The 25,328-nt window shown below is 57.6% G+C and carries 29 protein-coding genes; 13 read left to right on the plus strand and 16 right to left on the minus strand.

The window, feature by feature from the left end; genetic code table 11:
• Window positions 1-2 precede the first annotated feature (2 nt).
• Entirely contained in the window at window positions 3-863 is an 861-nt protein-coding gene (locus ACR0EK_RS13035; protein WP_480487222.1) for a D-amino-acid transaminase, read from the plus strand.
• 43 nt (window positions 864-906) lie between these two features.
• Here the strand turns inward: ACR0EK_RS13035 and ACR0EK_RS13040 are convergent, their stop codons facing one another.
• From ACR0EK_RS13040 to ACR0EK_RS13050, 3 genes are all read right to left on the minus strand, one after another.
• On the minus strand, window positions 907-1,221 hold the full coding sequence (locus tag ACR0EK_RS13040) for a DUF1244 domain-containing protein (protein ID WP_480900351.1): 315 nt from the start codon (window positions 1,219-1,221) through the stop codon (window positions 907-909).
• An 88-nt stretch (window positions 1,222-1,309) separates the two neighbouring features.
• Window positions 1,310-1,549 carry a DUF6868 family protein gene (locus ACR0EK_RS13045; RefSeq protein ID WP_480554763.1) on the minus strand — a complete coding sequence of 80 codons (240 nt, stop codon included), beginning with the start codon at window positions 1,547-1,549 and terminating at the stop codon, window positions 1,310-1,312.
• A gap of 86 nt (window positions 1,550-1,635) precedes the next feature.
• Entirely contained in the window at window positions 1,636-2,373 is a 738-nt protein-coding gene (locus ACR0EK_RS13050; RefSeq protein ID WP_480900352.1) for an N-formylglutamate amidohydrolase, read from the minus strand.
• 143 nt (window positions 2,374-2,516) lie between these two features.
• On the opposite strand from ACR0EK_RS13050, the gene pyk reads away from it, so the two are divergent.
• Complete coding sequence (gene pyk / locus ACR0EK_RS13055; RefSeq protein ID WP_267365133.1) at window positions 2,517-3,962, plus strand: pyruvate kinase; 1,446 nt, start codon at window positions 2,517-2,519, stop codon at window positions 3,960-3,962.
• A 32-nt stretch (window positions 3,963-3,994) separates the two neighbouring features.
• Here pyk and ACR0EK_RS13060 read toward each other — a convergent pair whose 3' ends face one another.
• A complete protein-coding gene (locus tag ACR0EK_RS13060; RefSeq protein WP_324169989.1) occupies window positions 3,995-4,489 on the minus strand; it encodes a winged helix-turn-helix transcriptional regulator in 495 nt (164 codons plus the stop codon).
• A 148-nt stretch (window positions 4,490-4,637) separates the two neighbouring features.
• On the opposite strand from ACR0EK_RS13060, the gene ACR0EK_RS13065 reads away from it, so the two are divergent.
• From ACR0EK_RS13065 to ACR0EK_RS13090, 6 genes are all read left to right on the plus strand, one after another.
• Window positions 4,638-5,075 (plus strand): universal stress protein, encoded by a 438-nt coding sequence (locus ACR0EK_RS13065; RefSeq protein WP_209506060.1) that lies wholly within the window; start codon window positions 4,638-4,640, stop codon window positions 5,073-5,075.
• A 13-nt stretch (window positions 5,076-5,088) separates the two neighbouring features.
• Window positions 5,089-6,639 carry an alanine/glycine:cation symporter family protein gene (locus ACR0EK_RS13070; protein WP_480483806.1) on the plus strand — a complete coding sequence of 517 codons (1,551 nt, stop codon included), beginning with the start codon at window positions 5,089-5,091 and terminating at the stop codon, window positions 6,637-6,639.
• A gap of 183 nt (window positions 6,640-6,822) precedes the next feature.
• Complete coding sequence (gene rpmI / locus ACR0EK_RS13075) at window positions 6,823-7,023, plus strand: 50S ribosomal protein L35 (RefSeq protein WP_010443552.1); 201 nt, start codon at window positions 6,823-6,825, stop codon at window positions 7,021-7,023.
• Window positions 7,024-7,038: 15 nt separating this feature from the next.
• Window positions 7,039-7,404, plus strand: coding sequence for a 50S ribosomal protein L20 (gene rplT / locus ACR0EK_RS13080; protein ID WP_039523695.1), 366 nt, complete (start codon window positions 7,039-7,041; stop codon window positions 7,402-7,404).
• A gap of 224 nt (window positions 7,405-7,628) precedes the next feature.
• Window positions 7,629-8,177 (plus strand): YeeE/YedE thiosulfate transporter family protein, encoded by a 549-nt coding sequence (locus ACR0EK_RS13085; RefSeq protein ID WP_480538759.1) that lies wholly within the window; start codon window positions 7,629-7,631, stop codon window positions 8,175-8,177.
• A gap of 4 nt (window positions 8,178-8,181) precedes the next feature.
• Window positions 8,182-8,772: a YeeE/YedE thiosulfate transporter family protein gene (locus tag ACR0EK_RS13090; RefSeq protein ID WP_480967868.1), complete on the plus strand. Its 591-nt coding sequence runs from the start codon at window positions 8,182-8,184 to the stop codon at window positions 8,770-8,772.
• A gap of 92 nt (window positions 8,773-8,864) precedes the next feature.
• Here ACR0EK_RS13090 and ACR0EK_RS13095 read toward each other — a convergent pair whose 3' ends face one another.
• The gene (locus ACR0EK_RS13095) at window positions 8,865-10,256 is read right to left on the minus strand and encodes an aminotransferase family protein (RefSeq protein WP_480487218.1); all 1,392 of its coding nucleotides are present in this window, start codon (window positions 10,254-10,256) and stop codon (window positions 8,865-8,867) included.
• A gap of 221 nt (window positions 10,257-10,477) precedes the next feature.
• On the opposite strand from ACR0EK_RS13095, the gene ACR0EK_RS13100 reads away from it, so the two are divergent.
• Window positions 10,478-12,106 carry an acyl-CoA synthetase gene (locus ACR0EK_RS13100; protein ID WP_480483804.1) on the plus strand — a complete coding sequence of 543 codons (1,629 nt, stop codon included), beginning with the start codon at window positions 10,478-10,480 and terminating at the stop codon, window positions 12,104-12,106.
• On the opposite strand, the gene ACR0EK_RS13105 is transcribed toward ACR0EK_RS13100, so the two are convergent.
• The 8 genes from ACR0EK_RS13105 to hmgA form a co-directional block, all read right to left on the minus strand.
• The gene (locus ACR0EK_RS13105) at window positions 12,103-12,438 is read right to left on the minus strand and encodes a DOPA 4,5-dioxygenase family protein (protein ID WP_480494725.1); all 336 of its coding nucleotides are present in this window, start codon (window positions 12,436-12,438) and stop codon (window positions 12,103-12,105) included. The two genes, ACR0EK_RS13100 and ACR0EK_RS13105, sit on opposite strands and share 4 nt — an antisense overlap.
• Window positions 12,439-12,524: 86 nt before the next feature.
• A complete protein-coding gene (gene maiA / locus ACR0EK_RS13110) occupies window positions 12,525-13,163 on the minus strand; it encodes a maleylacetoacetate isomerase (RefSeq protein WP_480473945.1) in 639 nt (212 codons plus the stop codon).
• A gap of 11 nt (window positions 13,164-13,174) precedes the next feature.
• On the minus strand, window positions 13,175-13,372 hold the full coding sequence (locus tag ACR0EK_RS13115; protein ID WP_209506076.1) for a DUF2783 domain-containing protein: 198 nt from the start codon (window positions 13,370-13,372) through the stop codon (window positions 13,175-13,177).
• Between the two features lie 5 nt (window positions 13,373-13,377).
• Window positions 13,378-14,988, minus strand: coding sequence for an FAD-dependent oxidoreductase (locus ACR0EK_RS13120; RefSeq protein ID WP_480900353.1), 1,611 nt, complete (start codon window positions 14,986-14,988; stop codon window positions 13,378-13,380).
• A gap of 134 nt (window positions 14,989-15,122) precedes the next feature.
• Window positions 15,123-16,073 carry an MBL fold metallo-hydrolase gene (locus ACR0EK_RS13125; RefSeq protein WP_480507312.1) on the minus strand — a complete coding sequence of 317 codons (951 nt, stop codon included), beginning with the start codon at window positions 16,071-16,073 and terminating at the stop codon, window positions 15,123-15,125.
• An 87-nt stretch (window positions 16,074-16,160) separates the two neighbouring features.
• A complete protein-coding gene (gene fahA, locus ACR0EK_RS13130; protein WP_480507314.1) occupies window positions 16,161-17,423 on the minus strand; it encodes a fumarylacetoacetase in 1,263 nt (420 codons plus the stop codon).
• A 44-nt stretch (window positions 17,424-17,467) separates the two neighbouring features.
• Window positions 17,468-17,602, minus strand: a complete 135-nt coding sequence (locus tag ACR0EK_RS13135; protein ID WP_480900354.1) for a hypothetical protein — start codon at window positions 17,600-17,602, stop codon at window positions 17,468-17,470.
• Window positions 17,603-17,638: 36 nt separating this feature from the next.
• Window positions 17,639-18,994: a homogentisate 1,2-dioxygenase gene (gene hmgA / locus ACR0EK_RS13140; protein WP_267365046.1), complete on the minus strand. Its 1,356-nt coding sequence runs from the start codon at window positions 18,992-18,994 to the stop codon at window positions 17,639-17,641.
• A 57-nt stretch (window positions 18,995-19,051) separates the two neighbouring features.
• Here hmgA and ACR0EK_RS13145 point away from each other — a divergent pair, with 57 nt between their 5' ends.
• The 3 genes from ACR0EK_RS13145 to ACR0EK_RS13155 all read left to right on the plus strand — a co-directional run bounded on the left by ACR0EK_RS13145 (window position 19,052) and on the right by ACR0EK_RS13155 (window position 21,659).
• Entirely contained in the window at window positions 19,052-19,504 is a 453-nt protein-coding gene (locus ACR0EK_RS13145) for a MarR family winged helix-turn-helix transcriptional regulator (protein ID WP_480900355.1), read from the plus strand.
• A 39-nt stretch (window positions 19,505-19,543) separates the two neighbouring features.
• On the plus strand, window positions 19,544-20,815 hold the full coding sequence (locus tag ACR0EK_RS13150) for an adenylate/guanylate cyclase domain-containing protein (RefSeq protein ID WP_480900356.1): 1,272 nt from the start codon (window positions 19,544-19,546) through the stop codon (window positions 20,813-20,815).
• Between the two features lie 229 nt (window positions 20,816-21,044).
• Entirely contained in the window at window positions 21,045-21,659 is a 615-nt protein-coding gene (locus ACR0EK_RS13155) for a PIN domain-containing protein (RefSeq protein WP_480507322.1), read from the plus strand.
• Between the two features lie 73 nt (window positions 21,660-21,732).
• On the opposite strand, the gene ACR0EK_RS13160 is transcribed toward ACR0EK_RS13155, so the two are convergent.
• Entirely contained in the window at window positions 21,733-22,542 is an 810-nt protein-coding gene (locus tag ACR0EK_RS13160) for a division plane positioning ATPase MipZ (RefSeq protein ID WP_209598810.1), read from the minus strand.
• A 486-nt stretch (window positions 22,543-23,028) separates the two neighbouring features.
• Between ACR0EK_RS13160 and ACR0EK_RS13165 the strand changes: the two genes are divergently transcribed.
• Window positions 23,029-24,639 carry an MFS transporter gene (locus tag ACR0EK_RS13165; RefSeq protein ID WP_480900357.1) on the plus strand — a complete coding sequence of 537 codons (1,611 nt, stop codon included), beginning with the start codon at window positions 23,029-23,031 and terminating at the stop codon, window positions 24,637-24,639.
• 54 nt (window positions 24,640-24,693) lie between these two features.
• On the opposite strand, the gene rpmE is transcribed toward ACR0EK_RS13165, so the two are convergent.
• Together rpmE and rplS are read right to left on the minus strand one after the other, a co-directional pair.
• On the minus strand, window positions 24,694-24,915 hold the full coding sequence (gene rpmE, locus ACR0EK_RS13170; RefSeq protein ID WP_267366773.1) for a 50S ribosomal protein L31: 222 nt from the start codon (window positions 24,913-24,915) through the stop codon (window positions 24,694-24,696).
• Window positions 24,916-24,926: 11 nt separating this feature from the next.
• Window positions 24,927-25,310 (minus strand): 50S ribosomal protein L19, encoded by a 384-nt coding sequence (gene rplS / locus ACR0EK_RS13175; protein ID WP_267366771.1) that lies wholly within the window; start codon window positions 25,308-25,310, stop codon window positions 24,927-24,929.
• Window positions 25,311-25,328 lie beyond the last annotated feature (18 nt).

Raw genomic sequence — 25,328 nt, forward strand, 5'->3', positions numbered from 1 at the left:
ACATGATCCGCACTGTTTACGTAAATGGCGAATATCTGCCGGAGACCGAGGCCAAGGTTTCCATTTTTGACCGTGGCTTCCTGTTTGCGGACGCGGTCTACGAAGTCACCAGTGTGCTGGACGGCAAGCTGATCGACTTCGAAGGTCACTCAGTCCGTCTGAAGCGCTCGCTGGACGAGCTGGAGATGGCCGAGCCCTGCACCAAGGATGAACTGTTGGAAATCCACCGTAAGCTGATTGAGCTGAACGGTATCGAGGAAGGTCTGGTCTATCTGCAGGTTTCGCGCGGCAGCGATGGCGACCGGGATTTTGTGTTTCCGTCGGCAGATACCCAGCCCAGCCTCGTTCTGTTCACGCAGAACAAGCCGGGGCTGGCTGACAGCCCGGCGGCAAGGAAAGGCGCCAAGATCATCTCGATCGAAGACATCCGCTGGGGCCGCCGCGACATCAAAACGGTGCAATTGCTCTACCCGTCGATGGGCAAGATGATGGCCAAGAAGGCAGGTTGCGACGACGCATGGCTGGTCGAGGACGGCTTTGTGACCGAGGGCACCAGCAACAACGCCTATTTCGTCAAAAACGGCAAGATTGTCACCCGCCCGCTGTCCAACGATATCCTGCACGGCATCACCCGAAAGGCCGTGCTGCGCATGGCGGCTGAGGCGCAGATGGAAATCGAAGAGCGTCTGTTCACCATCGACGAAGCCAAAGAGGCGGACGAAGCATTCACCACCTCGGCCAGTGCCTTTGTAATGCCGGTGGTTGAAATCGACGGAGTTGCGCTGGGTGACGGTACGCCGGGGCCGATTGCAAAACGCTTGCGCGAGATTTATCTGGACGAAAGCCGCAAGGCGGCGATCTAAAGAAAAAGGCCCGCCAATCTGGCGGGCCTTTTTCGTATTGGGCCTAGCCCTTTTTCGTTACATTCTCTTCAAACGCGACCTTGAAGGCGGCCTGTTTTTCAGCGCTGGCCTCGGTTTGATAATTGGCTTTCCATTCATCCATGGTCATGCCGTAGAAAAGTTCTCGGGCCTCGTCCTTGCCCATCTCGATGCCTTTTTCAATGGCCGCTTCCTGATACCACCGTGACAGGCAGTTTCGGCAGAACCCGGCCAGATTCATCATGTCGATGTTCTGCACATCGGTGCGGTCTTCCATCAGGTGCTTTTGCAGCCGACGAAAGGCGGCAGCCTGAAGTTCGATTTCGGTTTGCTTGTCCATCTTGTGGCTCCGGAAGGCAGTGTGTGTTGCGTCTGACCTAACAATCCTGCCGTGTCGTTACAACAACGGCGCTTGTGGTCAGCGCTACCTACATCAGTTTCAAGGCCAGCCAGGGCACGATGCAAAAGATCAGTGTCAGGATCTTGTAGTTGGCAAGGTATCTGAAATAGGCACGTTTCACGTCGGCGCGATCCATCTGAAACATCCTGCCGTGAATGCCAGCGATCCAGTCCTGCAAAAGCAGAATCATGACGGTGGTGAACAGCAAAACCGCGATATTAAGCGTGGCCATCCAACCGAAAAACGTTGTCAGAAACTCATGTGTCATGACGATCCCCTTTCCCGCATTATATGGGGATCAGAGGCATTGCTCACAATGGCGTGAGGGGTGGAACGTCCCTGAAAACCTTGCGGTCAAAGGTCGCTGGCGTCCAGCGCTTCTTGCAGGATTACCGCCAGCCGCTCGGCCCAATGCCGTTGTCCGGCATGATCGGCGATCAGATCATTGCGTAGCTCGATCAATGCATTGGGACGGCCAAAAGCGGTGCAGTGCTTGTCAATCGCATCACCCGGCAAAACGCCGGTATAGGGTTCATTAACACCAACGCACAGGTCATCTTCCTGTTGCAGCCGTTCGATCAAAGGACGCGAGAACCGCTCGTCCGGCGTGTGCAGCACACCAATGTGCCACGGACGCGGATCACGTCCGCGCAGCTGACGCGTGAAGGAATGCATCGAAACAATTACCGCATGTGGCAGTGCTGCCATCTCGGACAACGCTGTGTGGTAGGGGCGATAACACATGTTCAGGCGGTGTTCGCGCTCGGCGGCATCGGCATGGCGGTTGCCGGGAATGATCGACCCGTCATACAGTTTCATCAACAACGTGGGGTCATCTTCCCCTCGGTTCGGGTCAATTACGAGGCGCGAGAAATTGGCGGCAATCACTGGCGCGTTCAGAATCTCGCCCAGATGTTTTGATACCTCATACGCGCCGACATCATAGGCGATATGGCGCTCCATATCCTCGCGCGGCAGGCCAAGGTCTCCGTCATTGACCTCGGGGGGGACGATGTTGGTTGCGTGGTCGCATGTGATCAGCCATCGGGACGGGCGATCCGCGCCGTGAACAAAAAACGGGGTGTAAGTCATAAGCCTGTCATCTAGTTTGTCGCAGGTGTAGGGCAGTTGCTTTAAAAAGGGAATTGCGCAATAAGCGCCACAGCAGTGTTTGCGGTAACATTTTGCAAAAGCTGATCTGCGCAATCTGAACCGGCATGAGGAGGTCAAGACCAATGCGACGCCTGAGGAATGTAAAAATCGTGGCGACGCTGGGACCGGCGTCCAGTGACTATGACACCATTCGCGCCCTGCACGAGGCCGGGGCGGATGTGTTCCGTCTGAACATGAGCCACGGCAGCCATGACGAGATACGTGAACGCCACAAGATCATTCGGCAGGTTGAAAAGGATCTGGACAGCCCGATTGCCATTCTGGCTGACCTTCAGGGTCCCAAGCTGCGGGTTGGTGTTTTTGCAAATGATGCGGAGGATCTGGAAGAGGGCGCGGCGTTCCGTCTGGACCTTGATCCAGCTCCCGGCGACACCACCCGCGTGTGCCTGCCGCACCCCGAGATTTTCGCGGCCCTTGAACCGGGCGCGCGCCTTCTGGTCAATGATGGCAAGATCCGTCTGATCGTTCAAGATTGTGGTCAGGACTTTGCCAATTGCACAGTTGAGGTCGGCGGTGCGATCTCGAACCGCAAGGGTGTGAACGTCCCGGATGTGGTACTGCCGCTTGCGGCCTTGTCGGAGAAGGACCGTGGTGATCTTGAGTTTGTCTGCCAGTTGGGCGTTGACTGGCTGGCGCTGAGTTTCGTGCAACGCGCCAAGGATGTGTTCGAGGCCAGGGCGCTGGCTGATGGACGCGCTGCGATCCTGTCGAAGATCGAAAAGCCGGCGGCGGTCGAGGCGTTCGACGACATCCTTGATGCGTCGGACGGGATTATGGTGGCGCGGGGCGATCTGGGTGTGGAACTGCCGGTATCTGCGGTGCCGCCCATTCAAAAGAGGCTGGTCCGCAAGTGCCGTAGTGCCGCCAAGCCGGTCATTGTCGCCACCCAGATGCTGGAAAGCATGATCGAAAGCCCGATGCCCACCCGCGCCGAAGTGTCGGATGTGGCCACCGCGATCTATGAGGGCACGGACGCCATTATGCTCAGCGCGGAATCGGCGGCAGGTGCTTATCCGGTTGAGGCTGTGCAGACCATGAATAAGGTCGCCATCGAGGTCGAGGCCGACCCGACCTATTCCCAGATTATCGCCGCGTCCCGCACGGCAAAAGGAAGCACTGTGGCCGATGCCATTGTTGCGGCTGCCCGCGAGATTGCTGAAAAGACCGATATCAAGGCCATCTGCTGCTTTACGCAAAGTGGAACCACCGCCTCATTGACAGCCCGTGAACGTCCCGGTGTTCCGATCATTGCGATGACATCGCTGATGGGAACTGCGCGAAGGCTTTGCCTGAGCTGGGGTTGCAATTGCGTCATGACGCCAGAACTCCAGCGGTTCAAAAGCGCCGTGGTCAACGCGGCCCGCGCGGCGCGGGCAGGGGGGTTTGCAACCGAAACCGATCAGATCGTGGTTACGGCCGGTGTCCCCTTCAACGTACCGGGCACGACTAACATTCTGCGCGTGGCCCCGTGTGATGAACGGCTGATCTACAGCACGGATCCGGAATAACGGAAGGCCGACACTCGGGCCCGAGTGTCGTGTCAGCCAACCGGCTCTTTTACAATCTCCATAACTGTAAAAGAGCTGGTCTGGTGTATGCCCGGCAGCTTGTTGATCTTCTCGCCCAGCACCAGCCGGAAATGCGCAATATCGCGCGTTCGAACGGTCAGAAGATAATCAAACGAGCCCGCCACCATCAGGCAGCTTTCGATTTCCTGAACACTCCGAACGGCTTCATTGAATTTCACAAGGGATTGTTCCGCAGTTGCGACCAGGGATACCTGCACCACGGTCAGCAGTGCCAGCCCCATTCTTTCCTTGTCGACAACGGCTCTGTACCCTTTGATATAGCCATTCTTCTCAAGTCGTTTTACACGCTCGGAACAGGGTGTATTGGTCAGGTTCACGCGCGCCGCCAACTCAACTATCGAGAGCCTGCCATTGGCCTCCAGCTCGTGCAGGATGCGTTGATCGATATTGTCTAAATCTCTGCTAATCAGTAAAATTCCCTGTATTTTTGGCGTAATACGATAAATTACACTGAAATTGGCCCAAAAAAATCTCCAATTCCTAGTGAAATTTCCTAATACTTACCAAAGGGCGGTCTTGTTGAAAAGTTCCAAGTTCCGGCCGCCCTGCCGGGGGCGTGGGCCCCGGCCTTAACAACAAAAACGGAGGAACGAAATGACAACAAAGATTGTCATAGGACTCGACGGGACTGAAACCGGCGAGCGTGCGATTGCCTTTGCCAAGGATTTGGCAAAGCTGATCGGAACGTGCGATTTGCTGGTCGCTTATGTGATCGAATGGTCACCTTACACATTCCAGACACCTGAAGAAAACGCCCAGCGCCACAAGCGCCGCGAAGAAGAGGTTGATCTGGCAATGTCGCGTGTCGTGACACCTGCTGTTGAGGCCCTCAGGGCTGCGGGATTCGAAGCGCAGGGCATTGTGCGCCATGGCGATGTTGCGGAAACGCTGAACGCCATCACGGTCGAAAACGGAGGCTCGCAAATCGTCGTGGGTCGGGCATCTGCGGACGGGATCAAGAAACGCCTGTTCGGCAGTTCGACGCAATATCTGGTAATGCATGCCGACGTTCCGGTTACGGTCGTGAACTGAGGGGAGGGCTAAAATGAGAACGCTAAAAACACTTGGCGCCGTAACGGCCGCCACCATTGCCGCCAGCCCTGCCCTTGCACAAGAGGCGCCCGGACTGGATGAAAAAATCAATCAGGCCTTTGCAAACCTGACCGGACCGTTTGTCAGCTTCATCTTTGCACCGCTGCCCGGAACCAGCTTTCCGTGGATCGTCATGTGGCTGGTGATTGCTGCATCGGTTTTCACACTGTATTTCGCGCTTGTGCAGTTGCGGTTCTTTGGTCACGCGATCAGCCTTGTCAAAGGTGACTATTCCGATCCCAACGACGCGGGCGAGGTCAGCCACTTTCAGGCATTGGCCACGGCGCTGTCCGGCACTGTGGGCTTGGGGAATATCGCAGGTGTGGCCGTTGCCATTGGCATCGGTGGGCCGGGTGCAACCTTCTGGATGATCCTTGCGGGCCTTCTGGGTATGGCATCAAAGTTCACCGAATGTACGCTGGGCGTGAAATACCGCAACGAATACGAAGATGGCACCGTTTCAGGTGGCCCGATGTATTACATGTCCAAGGGCTTTGACGAGCTGGGCCTGCCGGGCGGTAAGATCCTGGCGGTGCTGTTCTCGATCTTCTGTATTCTGGGCGCATTGGGCGGCGGGAACATGTTCCAGGCCAACCAGGCACATCAGCAGATCGCGGGTATCGTTGGCGACTATCCGGGCTGGATTACTGGCATTGTTTTTGCTGCGGTCGTGTTCATGGTCATTGTTGGCGGTCTGAAATCCATCGCTCGGGTGACTGAAAAAGTCGTGCCGTTCATGGGTGTGCTGTATGTCGCAACCGCACTGGTCATCATCGCGATGAATGCGGACATGATCGGCTGGGCCTTTGGTCAGATCTTTGCCGGTGCCTTCACGGGGCTGGGCGTTGCAGGGGGCATGGTCGGCGCGCTGATCCAGGGCTTCAAGCGCGCGGCATTCTCGAACGAGGCGGGCGTGGGCTCTGCAGCTATCGCTCACTCGGCGGTTCGGACCAAGGAACCGATCACCGAGGGTTTTGTATCGCTGCTTGAACCGTTCATCGATACCGTCGTGATCTGTACCATGACGGCGCTGGTGATCATCATTACGCAACAGCTGATCATCGATCCCGAAACCGGAAACTACATGCTGAACGAGGCGGGTTCCGCCATCGCAACGGTGGATGGCAATTCCGGCGTCAGCCTGACCTCTGCCGCCTTTGCCAGCGCGTTCAGCTGGTTCCCGTACATCCTTGCGATCGCGGTGATCCTGTTTGCCTTCTCGACCATGATCAGCTGGTCCTACTATGGCCTCAAGGCCTGGACCTACCTGTTCGGAGAAGGACACACAAAAGAGCTGATCTTCAAGGTCATCTTCTGCGTCTTCGTGGTGATCGGCGCTGCGGCCAACCTCGGCCCGGTTATCGACTTCTCGGATGCGGCGATCTTTGCGATGGCGGTTGTGAACGTCTTTGCTCTCTACTTCCTGATGAAAGTGGTGCGGCAGGAACTGGCGTCCTACTCCGCAAGGCTGAAAAGCGGTGAAATCCGCAAATTCGAACACTAAATCCAATCACCGGGGCGGCCTGTGTCGCCCCGGTGCCTGACCAGCCTGCAAAAAGCACAGATTCTGGTCCAAACCCCCTTGCCAGTATGACCGAACTTGCGTAAACGGCGCTTCTGATCGCGTGACCGGCCGAGATGGCATGCCGAGTCGCGTCTGAAACCGAACCCGAAAAAGGAGACGGAAATGCCTAAGATGAAGACCAAATCAAGCGCCAAGAAGCGCTTCAAGGTGACTGCGACCGGTAAGGTCCTTGCTGGCCAGGCCGGCAAACGGCACGGCATGATCAAGCGGACCAAGAAATTCATCCGCGATGCCCGTGGCAACACCACCCTGTCCGCCCCCGACGCAAAGATCGTCAAGGGCTACATGCCCTACGACCGCTAAGAGGAGATGTAAGAGATGTCCCGCGTTAAAGGTGGAACCGTAACTCACGCCCGTCACAAGAAGATCATCAAGGCCGCAAAAGGCTATTATGGTCGTCGCAAGAGCAACTTCAAAGTCGCAACTCAGGCCGTCGACAAGGCCAACCAGTACGCGACCCGCGACCGCAAGAACCGCAAGCGCAACTTCCGCGCGCTGTGGATCCAGCGGATCAACGCTGCTGTGCGCAGCCATGACGAGGCTCTGACATATTCCCGCTTCATCAACGGTCTGAACCTGGCCGGTATCGAAGTGGACCGCAAAGTTCTGGCCGACCTGGCCGTGCACGAACCGGAAGCGTTCGGCGCGATCGTCGCCAAAGCTCAGGCTGCTCTGGCTGCCTGAACCTCTGAAAAGAGACAGTGAAAGAAAGGCCGTCCCCTTGGGGCGGTCTTTTTTGTTGCAACATGCGGCGCATTCCAGGCGCTTCTTGGATCAGGACATCCACCCCTTATGCATTGGGATGACGCCAACCAGTTTCAGGCATGACCGGTTTGATCTAGATCATGTAACAATCCCCGGATCACATTATATATGATTTTGTGAATATAAGTGAGAAGGGTGAAATCATGACACTAAACTGGAAAGTTGGAGGTGTTCTGCTAGGGCTCGTGTTCTTCGGGGCAGTTCTTCTGGTGAAGCCGATCGGTGTTTCGACCCAATTCGTCATCCTTGACGGAATTATCGCGGACACCGTCAATTCAGAATTCGTGACGCAGACGGATGACGGTTACAGTTCAACCAACGCATACATGGCGAAATCCAATGGTAAATACGCCAAATACGTATCCAATCCGTTGAATTACAGCTTTGTTTTCGTTTTGGCTATGGCCGCGGGGGCGTTCTTGTCGGTCAAGGCGCGCGGTGGTCTGGAACGCGGTGAGGGCAAGCTGCCCATGATCTGGCGCGAAAACTATGGCGATACGCCCTTGGCCCGAAACCTGGTCGCGCTATTGGGCGGTTTTGTCGTCCTCTATGGCGCCAGGTTGGCGGGTGGGTGCACATCCGGTCACATGATGTCCGGTATGATGCAGACAGCCCTGTCAGGTTACATCTTTGCAGCCGGGGCATTTGCGGCGGCAATTCCCACGGCAATGCTGATCTACCGGAAAGGATAAGGCGATGGAAATCATTCTTGCGATCATCATTGGTACCGCTTTCGGAGCCGTACTTGACCGGATTGGCGCGGCGAATCCAAATTGGATTGTGCGCATGTTGACACTGCGTCGACTCCACCTGATGAAAACGATCCTCCTGGCAATCGGAACCGGTTCGATCCTCATGTTCGGCGGGCAGATGCTGGGGTTTGTGGATGTCGGCCATATGTCGGTGAAATCGGCCTATGTTGGTGTCTTCATTGGCGGATTGTTACTGGGTGCGGGCTGGGCTGCATCGGGCTACTGTCCGGGAACAGGGGTCTGCGCCGCTGCGTCCGGTCGCCGTGACGCCTTGTTCTTCATCGTCGGTGGTTTGTTGGGTGCTGCGGCCTACATGGCGACATATCCGGCCTGGAAGGCCACGGGTCTGCTCGATGGAATTGCTGGCGGCAAAGTCACCCTGGGTACAGTTCCGGGATCCGCTTACGAGGGTGTTTTGTTAATGTCCGGCGATATTCTCGGTATCGCACTGGGTGCCGTCTTTGTTCTGGTTGCTTTCGTTCTTCCGGACAGCCTGATCGCAACCGGCGAAAAGGTTGGTGTTGCGGCCGAATAATCACGGCTGAACGTACACATTCACGACCAGCATCCCGACAAAAAAAACCGGCGCAACACGCGCCGGTTTCTTTTTAGCCAATATCGGTGATCTTACCCGAACACACGCCCCAGCGCGCCGTCAACCGCGTCGGTGATCTGGTCAATGTCATCGGCTGTAGCTATCAGCGCAGGCGAGAAGCACAGCGTGTTGTTGCGACCGGGGATCGAGCGGTTGGTCACGCCGATGATCACACCCTGCGCCATACAGTCGGCCACAACCGCCTGCGCCAGTTTCTCGTCCACCGGCTCTTTGGTGCCACGATCCACAACCAGTTCGGCCCCCAGGAACAGGCCTTTGCCGCGCACATCGCCGATGACCTTGTGCTTGTCCATCAGCGCCAGAAGGTTGTTCGTCATACGCGCGCCCATGTCCGTGCAGTTCTGCAACAGGTTTTCATCCTGAATGATGCGCATGTTCTCGATGGCCGCTGCCGGACCAGCGGTGCACCCACCAAAGGTCGAGATATCGCGGAAATAGTTCATCGGGTCCGCGGCATCGTCTTTGAACAAGTCAAAGACTTCCTCGGTGGTAACCATGCAGGCAATCGCGGCATAACCCGATGCAACGCCCTTGGCCATGGTCACGAAATCGGGTTTGATACCGTATTGCTGGTACCCGAACCATGTGCCGGTGCGGCCCACGCCACAGACAACCTCGTCGATATGCAGCAGCACATCGTATTTCTTGCAGATCTCCTGCACGCGCTGCCAGTATCCTTCAGGCGCTTCGATTACACCACCACCCGCTGTTACAGGCTCAAGGCACAGCGCACCTACGGTATCGGGGCCTTCGCGCAGGATGACGGCTTCAATCTGATCTGCGGCCCATTCGCCGAAATTCTCTTCGGGTGCGCCATCCAGCTCATGCTTGCGATATTCCATGCAATGCGGCACGCGCACGAAATCAGGTGCGAAGGGGCCGTATTGCGCCGTGCGCTCGTCCTGACCGCCTGCCGACATGGTCGCCAGCGTCGAGCCGTGATAGTCCCGATCGCGGTACAGGATCTTGGTTTTCTTGCCGCCATATTTCTTGTGCGCGATCTGGCGCACCATCTTGAACGCCTTCTCGTTCGCCTCGGAACCTGAGTTGGTGTAATAGACCCGGCTCATGCCCGGCATCTTGTCGATCAGTTGCTCGGCAAACAGCGCACCCGGGATCGAACCGGCCGAATTGGCGAAATAGCACAGCTTCATCAGTTGGTCGTAAACCGCCTTGCAGATCGATTCGCGGCCATAGCCGACGTTGACGGTCCAGACGCCGCCGGAAACCGCATCCAGATGCTCTTTGCCTTTCTGGTCCCAGACACGCATGCCCTTGCCCTCGACAATGATGCGTGGGTCATTGGTTTCAAAGGGTTTATGCTGGATCAGATGGTGCCAGATATGGGCGCGGTCGGCCTCGACCACGCGGGAAAGATCGTTTTCGTTGAACGTGCCGTCCATGACATGTCCTTTCAGTGAGGAAGCGGTGCACGGGATATGGAAATGCCTCATCCCGGCATGTGTTTAAGATGCTTCAGATCACCGCGAAAGCCCGGATGTAGATAGGGCCAGATCGTATCATCCCGTATCGCCAGTCAGTTTTGCCGCCGTATTTCTACGGGTTTGTCAGAACGCGAACTTTGTGCTCAATTCGCCCAAACTGCGTTTCGGGAGGACAGCGGATGGCAGCGACACATATCTACGAGCGTCATTTGGACAAATGCCGGGCAAATTACACACCCCTGTCGCCCCTTACGTTCATTGAACGGACGGCGCAGGTCTACCCGGATTATCCATCCGTGGTTTATGGGGATCGCCGGTATTCCTGGGCTGAAACCTATGCCCGTTGCCGGCGTCTGGCGAGTGCGTTGACAGCGCGTGGGATTGGACGGGGCGATACCGTTTCGATAATCGCGGCCAACATCCCGGAAATGTACGAGGCGCATTTTGGCGTGCCCATGACGGGCGCTGTTCTGAACGCAATCAACACACGGCTGGATGCGCCGATTGTCGCATTCATCCTGAGCCATGCCGAAGCCAAGGCGCTGCTGGTCGACCCCGAGTTTTCGGATGTGGTGAAAGATGCGCTGCAACAGGTCGATCATGACATTCTGGTCATCGATATCGAAGACCCCACCTTCGACGGCGGTGAAAAGCTGGGCCGCCTGACCTATGATGCCCTGCTGGCCGAAGGCGACCCCGCGTTTGACTGGTCACTGCCAGCGGACGAATGGGACGCGATCACCCTGAATTATACCTCGGGCACCACGGGCAACCCCAAGGGCGTGGTTTACCACCATCGCGGCGCGACCCTGAATGCGCAGTCCGATTTGCTGGACTGGGATATGCCCAAGCATTCGGTCTATTTGTGGACCCTGCCGATGTTCCACTGCAACGGCTGGTGCTTCCCGTGGGCCATGGCAGCCAATGCAGGTGTTTCCGTTTGCTTGCGCGCGGTGCGGGCCGAACCGATCTATGCTGCTTTCCGGGACGAGAAAGTGACCCATTTCTGCGGTGCGCCGATCGTTCTGAACATGCTGGCCCACGCTCCGGATGAGTTGAAGGACTTTGACCACCAGATCAAGGTGATGACGGCAGGTGCCCCGCCGCCTGCGGCCGTGATCGAAGCGATGGAGGCGATGGGTGTCGAGGTCACGCATGTCTATGGCCTGACCGAAACCTATGGGCCTTCGGTTGTCTGCGCATGGAAAGACGAATGGAACAGCAAAGGGCCTGAAGATCGCGCGGCCCTCAAGGTGCGGCAAGGGGTGCGCTATACCGCGTTGTCCGGACTGATGGTGGCCGACCCGGAAACGCTGGAACCGGTTCCGGCTGATGGCGAAACCATGGGTGAGATATTCATGCAGGGCAACGTGGTGATGAAAGGATACCTCAAGAATCCCGACGCTACCGACAAGGCCTTTCACGGCGGCTGGTTCGCGTCCGGTGATCTGGGTGTCATGCACCCCGATGGCTATATCGCGCTCAAGGACCGTTCAAAGGACATCATCATCTCGGGCGGCGAGAATATCTCATCTGTCGAGGTCGAAGGTATCCTCTACAAGCATCCGGCGGTGATGGAGGCCGCCGTGGTGGCCCGTCCCGATGAGAAATGGGGCGAAACGCCCTGCGCCTTTGTCGAATTGAAACCCGGCGCAGCCGCAACCGAGGCAGAGCTTATCGCCTTCTGTCGAGACCGGATGGCCCATTTCAAGGCACCCAAAACGGTTGTGTTCGGCACTCTGCCCAAGACATCTACCGGCAAGGTGCAGAAATTCGTTCTGCGGGATCAGGCACGGGCGCTGGGTTAAAGATTGTCGAAGATCGACAGGTCCAACGCCAGCATCTCACCCATCCAGAGCGCGCGGTCGCGGTGATCCTCCAGATGTTCACCGGTTTCCGGGTGCGTGAAGACCGTCAGGCCCTGCCGGTTCAGCATCAGCCATGGGATGACTTGGTCGAATGCGCTTGCAGCAAAGCCCAGCTGGCAGCTCCAGCGCGAATGGGGGCCGACGTTTCGGGCGTGCATCCGGCCCATTTGAACAGGGAACAGGCGGGCCGCCTCTTCACAGACCTGTCGCGCGGTGTCCTGCGTGTCGGCGTCGAAATAGACATGGGCGTGATAGCCGGTGATCTCGGGCATAGGAACCTCGTCTGCTTTGTTGGCTCAAAGCTAAGGCCTAAAAGGAAAAAAACCTAGCTGCGCATGCACACAGGGTCTGTGCAATGTTAACCCTGCGCATGTGCGTCGGGATGTGCCGCGACAAAGGCCGGGTGATTGGCGCAGGCCTCTTCAACCCGCAGCAGGCGGGGCATATCCGACAAATCAACCTGCCACCGGCGCGCGTTATAGATCTGCGGGATCAGGCAGAGGTCGGCGAGACCGGGCTTTGACCCAACACAGTAGGGGGCCTGTTCGAAATCACCCAACATGGTTTCGAACGCCTGCAACCCGGGTTTGATGAAATTCCGCATCCAGTCGCCGGGCATGTCGGGGGCGTTATGGCTCAGGGTCGTGGCATAGCGCGCAACCGACAGGTTGCAGACTGGGTGGATGTCGACGGCGATCGCATAAGCCAGCGCCTGAACACGCGCGCGTTCCGCCGGATCATCAGGCAGAAGGTTCAACTGCCGGGTCCGGTCCAGATAGTCGAGGATGGCCAGCGATTGCGTCAACCGCAGCCCGTCAATATCCAGAACCGGCACAAAGCCCTGCGGGTTTCGCGCGATATGTTCATCGCCCTTTTGTGCGCCGCCCACCAGATCGACAACAACCGGGCGATACGCGATCCCGGCCAGATTCAGGGCGATCCGCACCCGGTAACTGGCCGAGGATCGCCAATAGTCATAAAGGACGACGTCGCTCACGTCCGGGCCTGTCAACTGTCAGTCAAAGCGGCAGCGCGAAGGGCGTCCGTCAGCACCGTACTGTCACCGATGTGGTTGGCCAACACCAGTACCAGCCGCGCATTCAGCGCGTCGCTGTCTGCTTTTTCCAGGCCTTCATGCGCGGCCAGAAGTTCGGCATAGAAGTCATCGGCGTTTTTGATGTTCGGGGTTAGGATCAGGTCTGACATGGGGCTTACTCCTTACCGCAGGCTCTGCGGATCGCGTGCCGGAAGGTGTTTTCTTCGTAACTGTCACGCCGGGCGGCCACATGCTGGTCCGGGCGGATCAGGTAGACTGCGCTGGTCGCGTCGCCCAGATAGCGGCGTTTGAGGGCCAGCGTCATATCATCCTTGACCGACAGCGCCAGTCGCGTGACCTCGATCCCATCTTCTTCCAGGGTATCTGGGGCGTCTGCATCGATAGTCAAAAGCGTGAACTTGCCTGCAAGCTTGGGCAGCAGAAACTCGTCACCAAGCGGAGCGTCTGGACAGGCCGAACCCGGGCGCGTTCCGGCGGGGCCGTTCAGCGCGTCCGCAGAATTCAGCGAAGATCCATCATAGGTGCAGGGCTGGCTCAGGCGGCCAGAATTCACCAGCGGGCGCGCGAAGTCATAATGCTCGCTCAGGTCCAGTACCGCATCGCGCAGGATCCGCGACATCTCGGATTTCGGGGTGATGAAATCGGTCGACCGGCTGGAATTCAGGATGTTCTCGTCCGCCCCGTACACGCGTTCGGCGTTGTAGCTGTCCAGCAGAGTTTCAGGTGCTTTCCCGTCCAGAACCAGCTTCAGTTTCCAACACAGGTTGTCGGTGTCCTGAAGGCCGGAATTGGCCCCGCGCGCGCCAAAGGGGCTGACCTGATGCGCGCTGTCGCCCGCAAACAGGACACGGCCCTTGCGGAAGCTTTCCATGCGACGGCACTGGAACGTATAGATCGAGACCCATTCCAGCTCAAATTCGACATCATCCCCAAGCATCGCCTTGAGGCGGGGGATCACGTTCTCGGGGCGCTTTTCGCGTTCCTTGTCGATGTCCCAACCCAGCTGCAAGTCGATGCGCCACACATTGTCGGGCTGTTTGTGCAACAACGCGGATTGCCCGCGATTGAACGGCGGATCGAACCAGAACCAGCGTTCAGACGGAAAATCCGCATCCATGATCACGTCTGCAATCAGGAAGTTGTCTTCAAATATCCGTCCTTCGAAATCAATGCCCAACATCCGCCGGGCAGGGGATGTCGCGCCATCACAGGCAATCAGCCATTCGGCTTCGATTGTGTAAGGTCCTTCTGGTGTCTCGACCTCCAGCCGCACGTGATCGTCATGCGTGCCAATCGCCTCGACCTTGTTGCGCCCGCGTATCTCAATCGGTGCGCCTTCTGCCTGCAACTCGCGGACCCGTTCAACGAAATAGTTCTCAAAATGGTATTGCTGAAGGTTGATGAAGGCAGGGTTGGCATAACCTTCATCCGGTTGCAGGTTGAAGTCATAGACCTGCCGATCATCGAAGAAGACCTTGCCCCGGTCCCACAGGACGCCCTTGTCGACCAGTCGGCCCCCGCATCCCAGCCGGTCGGCAATTTCCAGCGTGCGTTGCGAGAAACAGATGGCGCGGCTGCCGAAACTGACCTTGTCATTCTCGTCCAGAACCACGACGTCGACCCCTTGCTGCGCCAGATCAATCGCCGCGGCCAGACCAACCGGGCCCGCGCCGATCACGATAACCTTGCGCCGAACTGGCGTCGGGCTGTCCTGATCCGGACTGCGTTCATAGCCGTAAAGCGGAGTTTCAAAGATCTTGTTCATGGGCTTCCCCCCAAGCAGATGGGCCAAAGTGCTGCATGTCCTGTGCTCCGGCAACATGTGCCGAAGCCTTTGGCATATGGTTTCATTGAATCCCGCCGCCTAAAACGATCTGGATCAAACTGGGTCGTTTTTCCTTACCCCTGCAGGGCCTCCCACATCTCAAGATCGCGCTGGGCGGTCCAGATGCGAGGCGTGTCGATACCACGGGCTTCGTCGTAGGCGCGGGCGACGTTGAACGGCAGGCAGTGTTCGTAGATCGCGTAATTGGCGAATTTCGGGTCACATTCGGCGCGGACTGCATCCCATGCCTCTTTCAGGCTGCCACCGCGCGCCGCAACCCTGGCCGCCGGGCGGTAGGTGCTTTCGACGAAATCGCGAGTGTTTTCGATGGCGGCATTGACCATGTCCTTGCCAACCAGCGCATCGCCGCGTCCCGGTGCGATGGCGTCGACATCGAACCACTTGATCTCGTCCAGCGTGTCGCCCCAGTCGTTGAAATGCCCGTCACCGCAATAGCAGGCCGAGTGATATTCGACGATGTCGCCGGTGAACATCACGTTCTGGTCTGGCACGTGGATGACGATATCGCCGGCGGTATGGGCGCGCCCCAGATGCATCAGGTCGATCCGGCGATTGCCCAGATAAACGGTCATCGTGTCGCTGAATGTGGTGGTGGGCCAGGTCAGGCCGGGGATGCTTTCATGCCCTTCGAACAGGCGCGGGAAGCGCTGGAATTCGCTGTCCCAGTCTTCCTGACCGCGTTCCACCACCATGGCGCGGGCCATGTCGGACATCAGGATCTGTTGCGCGCCAAAAGCGCTGGCACCCAAAACCCGCACTGCGTGGTAATGGGTCAGCGCCACATGGGTGATCGGCTTGTCGGTCACAGACCGCACGCATTCGATCACCTTGTTGGCCAGGCGCGGGGTCGCCTGTGCCTCGACGATCATCACGCTGTCATCGCCAATGATCACGCCCGAGTTCGGGTCACCCTCGGCGGTGAAAGCATAAAGCCCTTCGCCCACTTCAGTGAACGAGATTTTCTTTTCCGACATGTCCCCCTGGGACGCGAATGCTTTGGCCATCTTGGTTTTGTCCTTTTGCGGTTGCGCGGAAGGCAGAGGTTGGATGCCTCCGGCGGGAGTATTTGGAAAAAGATGAAGCTCAGTGCGTCATCGCCCGAATGGGGAATTGAGTGCAGGCAGAACGGTGCCGGTGCAATCGCCAAAGCCAATGGTATAGCCATCGCCCCTGGCAGCGCCGGTCAGGGTCATTGTGTCGCCGTCTTCGATAAAGCTGCGGGTCTCGCCGGTCTCAAGCGTAAATGGCTCGCGCCCGGCCCAGCTGAGTTCCATAAGCGAGCCGAATTCGCTGCGTTCCGGCCCCGAGATGGTGCCCGAGCCCAACAGATCGCCCGGGTTCATCGCGCAGCCGCCAATGGCGTGATGGCACAGCTGCTCAGCCGCCGAATAATACATGCGGTTATAGTTGGTCCTGGCGATGACCGAGGCGCGGTCGGCGCCTTCGGGCTGCATCAGAACCTCAAGCTCGATGTCGTATAGCCCGTCCTTGCTGCCCTTGAGATAGGGCAAAAGCTCTTTCTCACGCGGGGGGGTGGGCGCGCGGAACGGCTCCAACGCGGCAGCCGTCACGATCCACGGAGAGATCGAGGTGCCGAATGCCTTGCCCTGGAACGGCCCCAGCGGTTGATACTCCCAGCCCTGGATATCGCGCGCCGACCAGTCGTTCAGCAGCACATAGCCAAAGATCATCGCATCGGCCTCGTCCACCGTGATCGGCTGGCCGAACTCCGACCCGGTGCCGACGATGGCGCCCATCTCCAGCTCGATATCGAGCCGTTTCGAGGGGCCAAAGGACGGCATCTCGGCATCGGGGGCCTTGGTCTGGCCATTGGGGCGGTGGATCGGCGTGCCCGACACCACGACCGAGGAGGCTCGTCCATTGTACCCGATCGGGATATGCAGCCAGTTTGCCGGCAGATCGGGCGAGCCGCGCAGGATGGCGCCCATGTTCTGGGCGTGTTGCTTGCCGGCGTAAAAGTCTGTGTATTCGCTGACAACCAGCGGCATATGCAGCGTGGCTTTGGCCATCGGCACCAGCAGCGGTTCAACAGTCTCCTGCTCTTTCGACCCTTTGGACAGAAGCGCGGTCAGCCGCTCGCGCAGGGCGGCCCAGACGGCGGGGCCTTCTTCCATCAGATCGTTCCAATAGGGCACGTCGAACAGCGGATAGTCGTTCAGCGCGACAAGACCCTCGGCCTCGGCCGCGGCCATGTCGAGGATCATGTCGCCAATGGCCACGCCGCAGCGCGGATCATCTCCTTCGGTCGAGAAAACACCGTAAGGCAGGTTATTCAGTGGAAACGGATGCGCCGCGTCGTTGGCCGAGGCCACCCAGGATTTCATCAAAGGCATATTTTGCCCCTATATTGTTGTATTTGGTACGTGGTTCGAAACGATCATAACCCCGAATAGACAGGCGCCAAAGCCCAGAGCGGGCGCGGTTGCAGCAGGTTGGCTGCCGAGGCTCCGTCTTTGTTTTCCGGTTGCAGCGACGGTACGCCTGCAACCGGAATGGGAATGCTTATCGCCATCAGGACGGGTGCCGTCTGGGGAGCCCAGTCTGAGGGTCATTTCTTGCCCGGTGTGCCGTCGAACTTCTTCTCAAGCGATGTCCAGCAGTCGATATAGTCGTCCTGCAACGGTGCCTCATTGGCGGCAAACGGTGTCAGGTGCTGGGGGAACCGGGTTTCGAACATGAACGACATCGTCTGGTCCAGCTTTTCCGGCCCCAAATTGGAATAGGACGCCTTGTCAAAGGCTTCCCTATCGGGGCCATGCGGGATCATCATGTTGTGCAGACTGGTGCCACCGGGAACGAAGCCCTGCGGTTTCGCATCGTATTGACCGTAGATGTTGCCCATCAGTTCCGACATGATGTTCTTGTGATACCAGGGCGGGCGGAACGTATCCTCCATCACCATCCATCGTTCGCGGAACAGGACAAAGTCGATATTTGCGGTGCCGGGCTGGCCAGAGGGTGCCGTCAGAACGGTAAAGATCGACGGGTCGGGATGGTCAAACAGGATCGCGCCAACCGGGCAATAGTTGCGCAGATCGTATTTGTAGGGTGCATAATTGCCGTGCCACGCCACCACATCCAACGGGCTGTGTCCGATTTTAGTGGTATGAAACTGGCCGCACCATTTGATCGTCACGGTCGACGGGGTTTCACGATCCTCATAGGCAGCGACCGGAGCTTTGAAATCGCGCGGGTTGGCCATGCAGTTGGCCCCGATCGGACCGCGACCCGGCAGTTCAAACTTCTGGCCGTAATTCTCGCAGACAAAGCCGCGTGCCGGGCCTTCCAGAACTTCAACCCGGTAGAGCAGTCCACGCGGGATGATCGCGATTTCCTTGGGCTCAAGGTCAATGATTCCCAGTTCAGTCGCAAAGCGCAGGCGTCCTTCCTGTGGCACCACCAGCAACTCGGAATCGGCCGAGAAGAAATAGTCGTCGACCATGGATTCGGTGACCAGATAGATATGGCAGGCCATGCCAACCTGGGTGTTCACGTCCCCCGCCGTCGTCATGGTCCGCATCCCGGTCATCCAGTTCAGACCTTCGTCGGAATGCGGCACCGGATCCCAACGATACTGGCCCAGGCTGATCACATCCGGGTCGATGCAGGGGGCCGATTTCCAATAGGGCAAGTCGATTTTTTCGTAACGGTGCGAATGCTTTACCGACGGGCGAATACGATAGCACCAGGTGCGTTCAGGCGGGTTGGCGGTAAAGGCCGTGCCGCTCAGCTGTTCACCGTAAAGCCCGTAGTTGCACCTTTGCGGGCTGTTCATCCCCTGCGGCAACGCATCGGGCAGCGCCTCGGTTTCAAAGTCGTTGCCAAAGCCGGGCATGTAACCGGCATGGGTACCAACAGGCGTTGCTGCTTGCGTCAATGAATGCGGATCCGTCGGACGGTTCATTACGTATTCCTCCGTTTGCTGCTTGTCGGTTAATAGTTGATTTTGTAACTAACAAGCATGGCACATGACGAATCTGAAAAAAATGATGACTTTTTCCTGCAGAATTTTCTGCCGTTCCTGCTGAACCAGGCGGCCGAGCGCGCCTCGTTGGAATTTCAGGCTGTCTACAAGGGGCGGTACGGAATGCTCAGAACCGAATGGCGGGTGCTGTTCCATCTGGGGCTGTTTGGCGAAATGACCGCCAAGGAAATTGGTGAACGGGCCAGAATGCACAAGACCAAGATCAGCCGTGCAGTTGCCAAGCTTGAGGAGCGCCGGTACCTGAAACGCACACGGGACGAGGCTGATCGGCGGGCGGAATGGCTGACACTGACACCCGCCGGGCAAGCCGTGTATCGCGACTTGTACGGGGTGGCTGCAAGCTATGACGCCAGGCTGTCGGACCTGTTCAGCGAAAAAGAGGCCGCCTTGCTGCGCCAGATGTTGCGACGGTTGGCTGGTGTGGACTGACCACTGGTAATTGCCGCCTGCCGCCCCCAGATGTGTGTCATGCTTGATACGGAATTTGAAATGACGTCATTCGAACCTGCCAAGGTATCCACACACACCCTGATCGACTGGTTGGTCCAAAAGGGGCTTGAGGGTGCCGGGCAGGAAGAGTTGCTGGAAGGGTTCTGCACAAGTCTGGTCGATATGGGCATTCCGCTGATGCGGTTTCATGCGGCGCAGTCGGCCTTGCACCCGGTTTACGGCGGAACCGGATATAGCTGGTACAAAAGCACCGGCGGTGAATCCGAGAAGTTTGAAAACACGGATACGCCCAGCGAAATGTGGCAACAAAGCCCGCTTTATGCGCTGCTGAACGAGGATCTGAATGAAATTCGGGTCAAACTGGTCGACCAAAACGAACCCAGCCGATTTCCGTTGCTGAACGACCTGAGAGAGGTTGGGGCGACCGATTATTATGCCACCGGCATCTCGTATGAGGGGTCGGGGAAGATGCGCCCCGACGGTACCAAAAAAGTCAGTGATGGCGTCCTGATGTCCTGGGCCAGCGATGCGCCGTCCGGGTTTGATGACAGCGATCTCAGGCACATTCATGCGGTATTGCCGCATCTGGGGCTGGCGCTCAAATCCGCCAAGAACCAGAACCTGACCGAAGACCTGATGCGGGTCTATCTGGGTCGTGATGCCGGGCGCCGCGTCCTGTCGGGTGAGATTCGTCGCGGATCATTGCAGCAGATCGATGCGGTGATCTGGAATTTCGATCTGGAAGGGTTCACCAACCTGTCAGAAGACCTGCCGGGTCACGAGATCATCGACATGCTCAATGATTACCTGGCCGTGGCCGTGGGCGTTGTGCACGACAAGGGTGGGAATATCCTGAAATTCATGGGCGATGGGCTGATGGCCATGTTCGATGTCGGCGAAATCGACGAGGACGCCCGTGCCGCGCTCAGCGCGGTGCCCTTGCTGCAAGCCCGTATGGATGAATTGAACGCCAGACGTCAGGCGCAGGGGCTGCCGGTTGCGAATTTCACGCTGGCCCTGCATTCCGGCGAAATCCTGTATGGCAATATCGGCTCCGAAACGCGGCTGGATTTCACGGTGATCGGCCCCGCCGTCAATCAGGCCGCACGCATCGCGGGAATGCACCGGTCGCTGGGTCAGAGAATCCTGATCTCGGACGACGTCGCGGTCGCGGCACGCCCCTGCGCGCAAGACCTCATCTCGGTCGGGCGTTACATGCTGCGCGGGGTGAACGAACCCAAAGAGCTGTTCACGGTATACAGTCCCGGCGGGCCATCAGTTACCGGGTGAAACCGAGGCTATTCTGTTCAGCGATTCCGAAACTGAAAGTCGTGAAGGAACACCTTTGTTTAGCTGGGTACGAGCGGCGGGTTGGAGCGAATGTTCGAGAATGGTGAGGATTTGAACGAATAACTGGTTTGAGGCCATTGCCGACAATGCGGTTTTAAGCAGGGTAATCAGGGAAACCTTCATATTGACCTGATCCGGCGTCCTGTATTTGCATTGAGCTCGAATTGGAGTGCGGCCTTTGAAAAACAACTACATACTAATCGACTTTGAAAATGTTCAACCCAAGAACCTCGAACTCCTTCGGGGACATGTTTGCACCTTGATTGTTTTCGTAGGAGCCAATCAAAAAAGCATACCTTATGACTTTGCACAAGCACTGCAAAGCTTGGGAGAAAATGCTGTTTATCAGAAGATAGCAGGGAATGGCTCGAACGCCTTGGACTTTCATATTGCGTTCTACTTAGGAGAACTCTCTGCTAAAGACGCCAATGCGTACTTCCATGTTATTTCTCGTGACAAAGGCTTCGACCCATTGATTGCACATCTGCGACAAAGGAAGCTCCCCGCTTTCCGTCATGCAGACCTATCCGAGATTCCATTCGTCAAAATCTCGAATGCAAGCTCGCTGGATCAAAAAATTGATGCGATTGTTGACAGCTTGAAGTCTAGAGGAACTTCGCGTCCTAGGAAGATCAAAACCCTTAAGGGAACGATGAACGCCCTTTTTTTAAAGACCTTGGAGCAGGAAGAGCTGGAAAGGCTGGTTGATGAGTTGAAAAGACGTGGTCACGTAGTCTTTTCGGACCAATCAGTCAGTTATGGCCCCGACATTACCCAGCACTGACTGGCTTAGGGGCTGAGAGTTTCGCGTTTTGAATTGCCCGTTTTCCCCTCAGACCTGCCTCCAATACAACTGATCAGAAATCGACTTCGACACCCGGCAGGTTCAGCTCTCGCATCATGTCGCGCAGTTCCTGCCGTGCTGCGATGTTCGAGATGTTCAGCTGTTTGACGCCAATATCCTTGAGGTCCAGCAGGGTCAGGCCGCGCGGAAACAGTTCGCGAAAGATCACCCGTTCGGAAAAGCCCGCGGCGACGCGGAAGCCGATGCGCTGCGACAGCATTTCGATCGCGCGCTGCATCTTTTCCTTGTTGACCATGCGCTGGGTCCCGACGCGGTTGCGCACAACGACCCAGTCGATGGGCTTCAGCCCGGCCTGCGCCCGCAATTGCCGGGCGTTCCAGACCATCTCGGAATAGACGGACGGGCCGAGGATTTTCTCACCCTTTGAATCAATCCGCGCCAGCAGGTCAAAATCGATGAAACTGTCGTTCAGTGGGGTGATCAGCGTGTCGGCCAGCGAATGGGCCACCTGGCTCAGCCGGGTATGAGAGCCGGGGCAGTCGATCAGGATAAAGTCGCTGTCGCTTTCCAGTTGCGACACGGCAGCGGACAGGCGGTGGTCATAGATATTCTCGCCCGGTTTCAACGTGCTGGCATCGATCTCGGGCAGGTCGTGATGGCGTGGGCTGGGCAGTGTCAGGTCCGCGCTTTTCAGAAAGTTGTTCCGGTTCTCGAAATACCGTCCAAGGCTGCGTTGCCGCAGGTCCAGATCAAGCGTGCTGACCTTGTGCCCCAGTCGGGCCAATGCGGTTGCCACATGCATCGACACGGTCGATTTGCCAGCGCCGCCTTTTTCGTTCCCGACCACAATGATATGTGCCATGCTTGTATTCCCAAGTCTTGCCGTGTTTGACTACACGTTGTTGGCACCCACTATATGTTGTGTCGCCTGCGATGAAAAGAACCTCAAGCGGCGCTTTTGGGCATTATCGGACTCTATTTTGGAAAACACAGCGCCCTGCGCGGGTTACACGAAGGCGCCTGTCGGGTGATCTGCCTTGATCGGCTAGCCGATCGCGGTTTTGGCGGCGAAATCGCTGCGTCAGCGCCTGTTTCCGAACGCATACACCAACCGCTGCCTGCAACGATCCGCGTCGGAATCAATCGCGCCTTTTGCCTGATTCATACACGCACGGATCGCCCGCCCAATGGGTCCTTTCGCGGTGGCGCCGGTTGGGCCGGATCGGGAAAACTATGCGGGGGACGGAAAATTTGGTTAAATACCAAACAGATTTACACCGAACGGTCTTGCAGGTTTTGCAGGGGTCCTCTTCGGTTCATCTTCAAGGCAGGTGAAAGGGGCATTGGCATGCCGGACACTGCTGCGGAAAGTTCAGGCGGTTCACGCGTTGTTCTTGCAATGACGGCCATTTGCATGATGGTCGTTGGCTTCAACACAACCGCTGTTGCGACCATCCTTCCATATCTGAAGGCCGAGTTCGACCTGACACCTTCGGGCCTGCAATGGGTGATGGCGATCTATACGGTGGCCAGCGCGGCCCTTGTGACGATTGTAAGTCGGCTTGGGGATATCACGGGCAAGATGGGTGTCTTTTTCTTTGGCATGATCGTGTTTGCCTGCGGCTCTGCTTCTGTGTTGTTTTCACAGAATGCGTCGATGCTGCTGATTGGGCGTGGCGCGCAAGGGGCAGGGGCTGCGGCCCTGTTCGGCACCTCATTGTCCCTGCTGACCGCCGCAACGCCCGAGGAAGAACGGGCCAGCGTGACCGGTATGTGGGGCGCGATCGTGGGCCTTGCGATAGGCGTCGGGCCCATAGTCGGAGGAAGCTTTGCCAATTTCCTAAGCTGGCGCGGGGTATTCGCCACAGACCTTGTGTTACTTGCCATTGCGTTTGTGATCGGCCTGCAGGTCAGCAGGAAGAACTATGTCCCGGATACGCGCCTTCGGGGTGCGAAATTCGATACCGCAGGGGCGATAGCCATTGTCTTGCTTCTGGGTCCATTGTCATTCGCACTCAGCAACGGTGAAGCGCGCGGATGGGACAATGCCCTGACCATTGTTCCTTTGGGGGTCGCCGCTTTGGCGGCTGTCGGTCTGGTTTATACCTCGCGGCGCAGCGACGATCCGCTGGTCGAGTTCCGCTATTTCCGGCACCCGCGCTACCTTATGGCGGCAACAGGGATGTTCTTTGTGGGATTTGCGTTGTTTTGTTTCTTTATCTATTTCAACGTGTTCGTCCAATCCCCGGACGCGTTCGGCTATTCACCGGTTGAGGCAGGCGTCGCGATACTGCCGCTAAGCCTGAGCATGTTTGTCATTTCCGTCACCGCTCCGCGCCTGCTTGCGCCATACAGTTTTCAATGGCCGGTGACCGTCGCAATGGGATTGATGGCCAGCGGCTTCCTGCTTTTGACAACAACCTCGAACATCGACAGCTATGCTGAAATCTGGTGGAAGCTGATCATTGTGGGGGTTGGCATCGGCATTTGTTTTTCGTTGCTGCCCCGTCTCGGGCTTCGGTTGCTGCCCGACGAACATGTCGGACAGGGGTCCGGGGTGATCAACACATTCCTGTATTTCGGGGCCACGATGGGATCGGTTGTCGGCGGTCTGGCCGCATCCCTGACCATCCGCTCCGGCCTGTCCGAAGTCATCGCGGCGCTACCCGACGGGTCGGCACAGCGCGGCGACCTTGCGCGCGCCCTGACGCATGGCACGGCAACACAGGTGGAACAGTTGATTGCCGGACTTGACCCGTCAACAGGCTCAACACTGGCCAAAGCACTGCGTGACCTGCAGGATAATGCATTTGATGCGGCGATGCTCATGGCTGCTATCGCGGCCTGTATCGGGCTGGTGATCGCGCTGCTGTTGCTGCGCGGTCCGGTTCCGCCATTGCACGACGCGGCCGAACTCACGAAACCCAAGGATCAGATACCGGGGAAAGCAAGGGCCTGAAACGAAAGAAGGCCGCCCGCTGGCGACCTTCCTTTGAAAGACTGTGGCAAAGGTTTAGAAACCCAGGCCTTCGTATTTCTTCTTGAACTTCGACACGCGGCCGCCAGCGTCCAACAGGCGCGACGAACCACCGGTCCATGCAGGGTGAACCGAAGGGTCGATTTCCAGTGCCAGCTGGTCGCCTTCGCTGCCCCAGGTGGATTTCATCTGAACGACGGTGCCATCGGTCATCTTGACGTCGATGACGTGATAATCGGGATGGATGTCTTTTTTCATCTTTCCGCTCCTTACGCTTCGGCGCCAGCTTTAGGCTTGTAGTTGGTGACCTCTGCGATACGTGCGGATTTACCGCGACGCGAGCGCAGATAGTACAGTTTGGCGCGGCGAACGCGACCACGGCGGACAACGGTGATGCTGTCGATATTGGTCGAATACAGCGGGAACACACGCTCCACGCCTTCGCCAAACGAGATTTTGCGAACGGTGAACGAACCGGCAATGCCGCTGCCGTTGTTGCGCGCGATGCAGACGCCTTCGTAGTTCTGCACACGGGTGCGCGACCCTTCGGTCACCTTATAGCCGACACGGATAGTGTCACCGGCTTTGAAATCGGGGATGTCTTTCCCCAGGGCGGCAATCTGTTCCGCCTCAAGCTGTGCGATCAGGTCCATCGCAGTTTCTCCTATCTG

The organism is Ruegeria sp. AE4 (genome assembly GCF_056542185.1).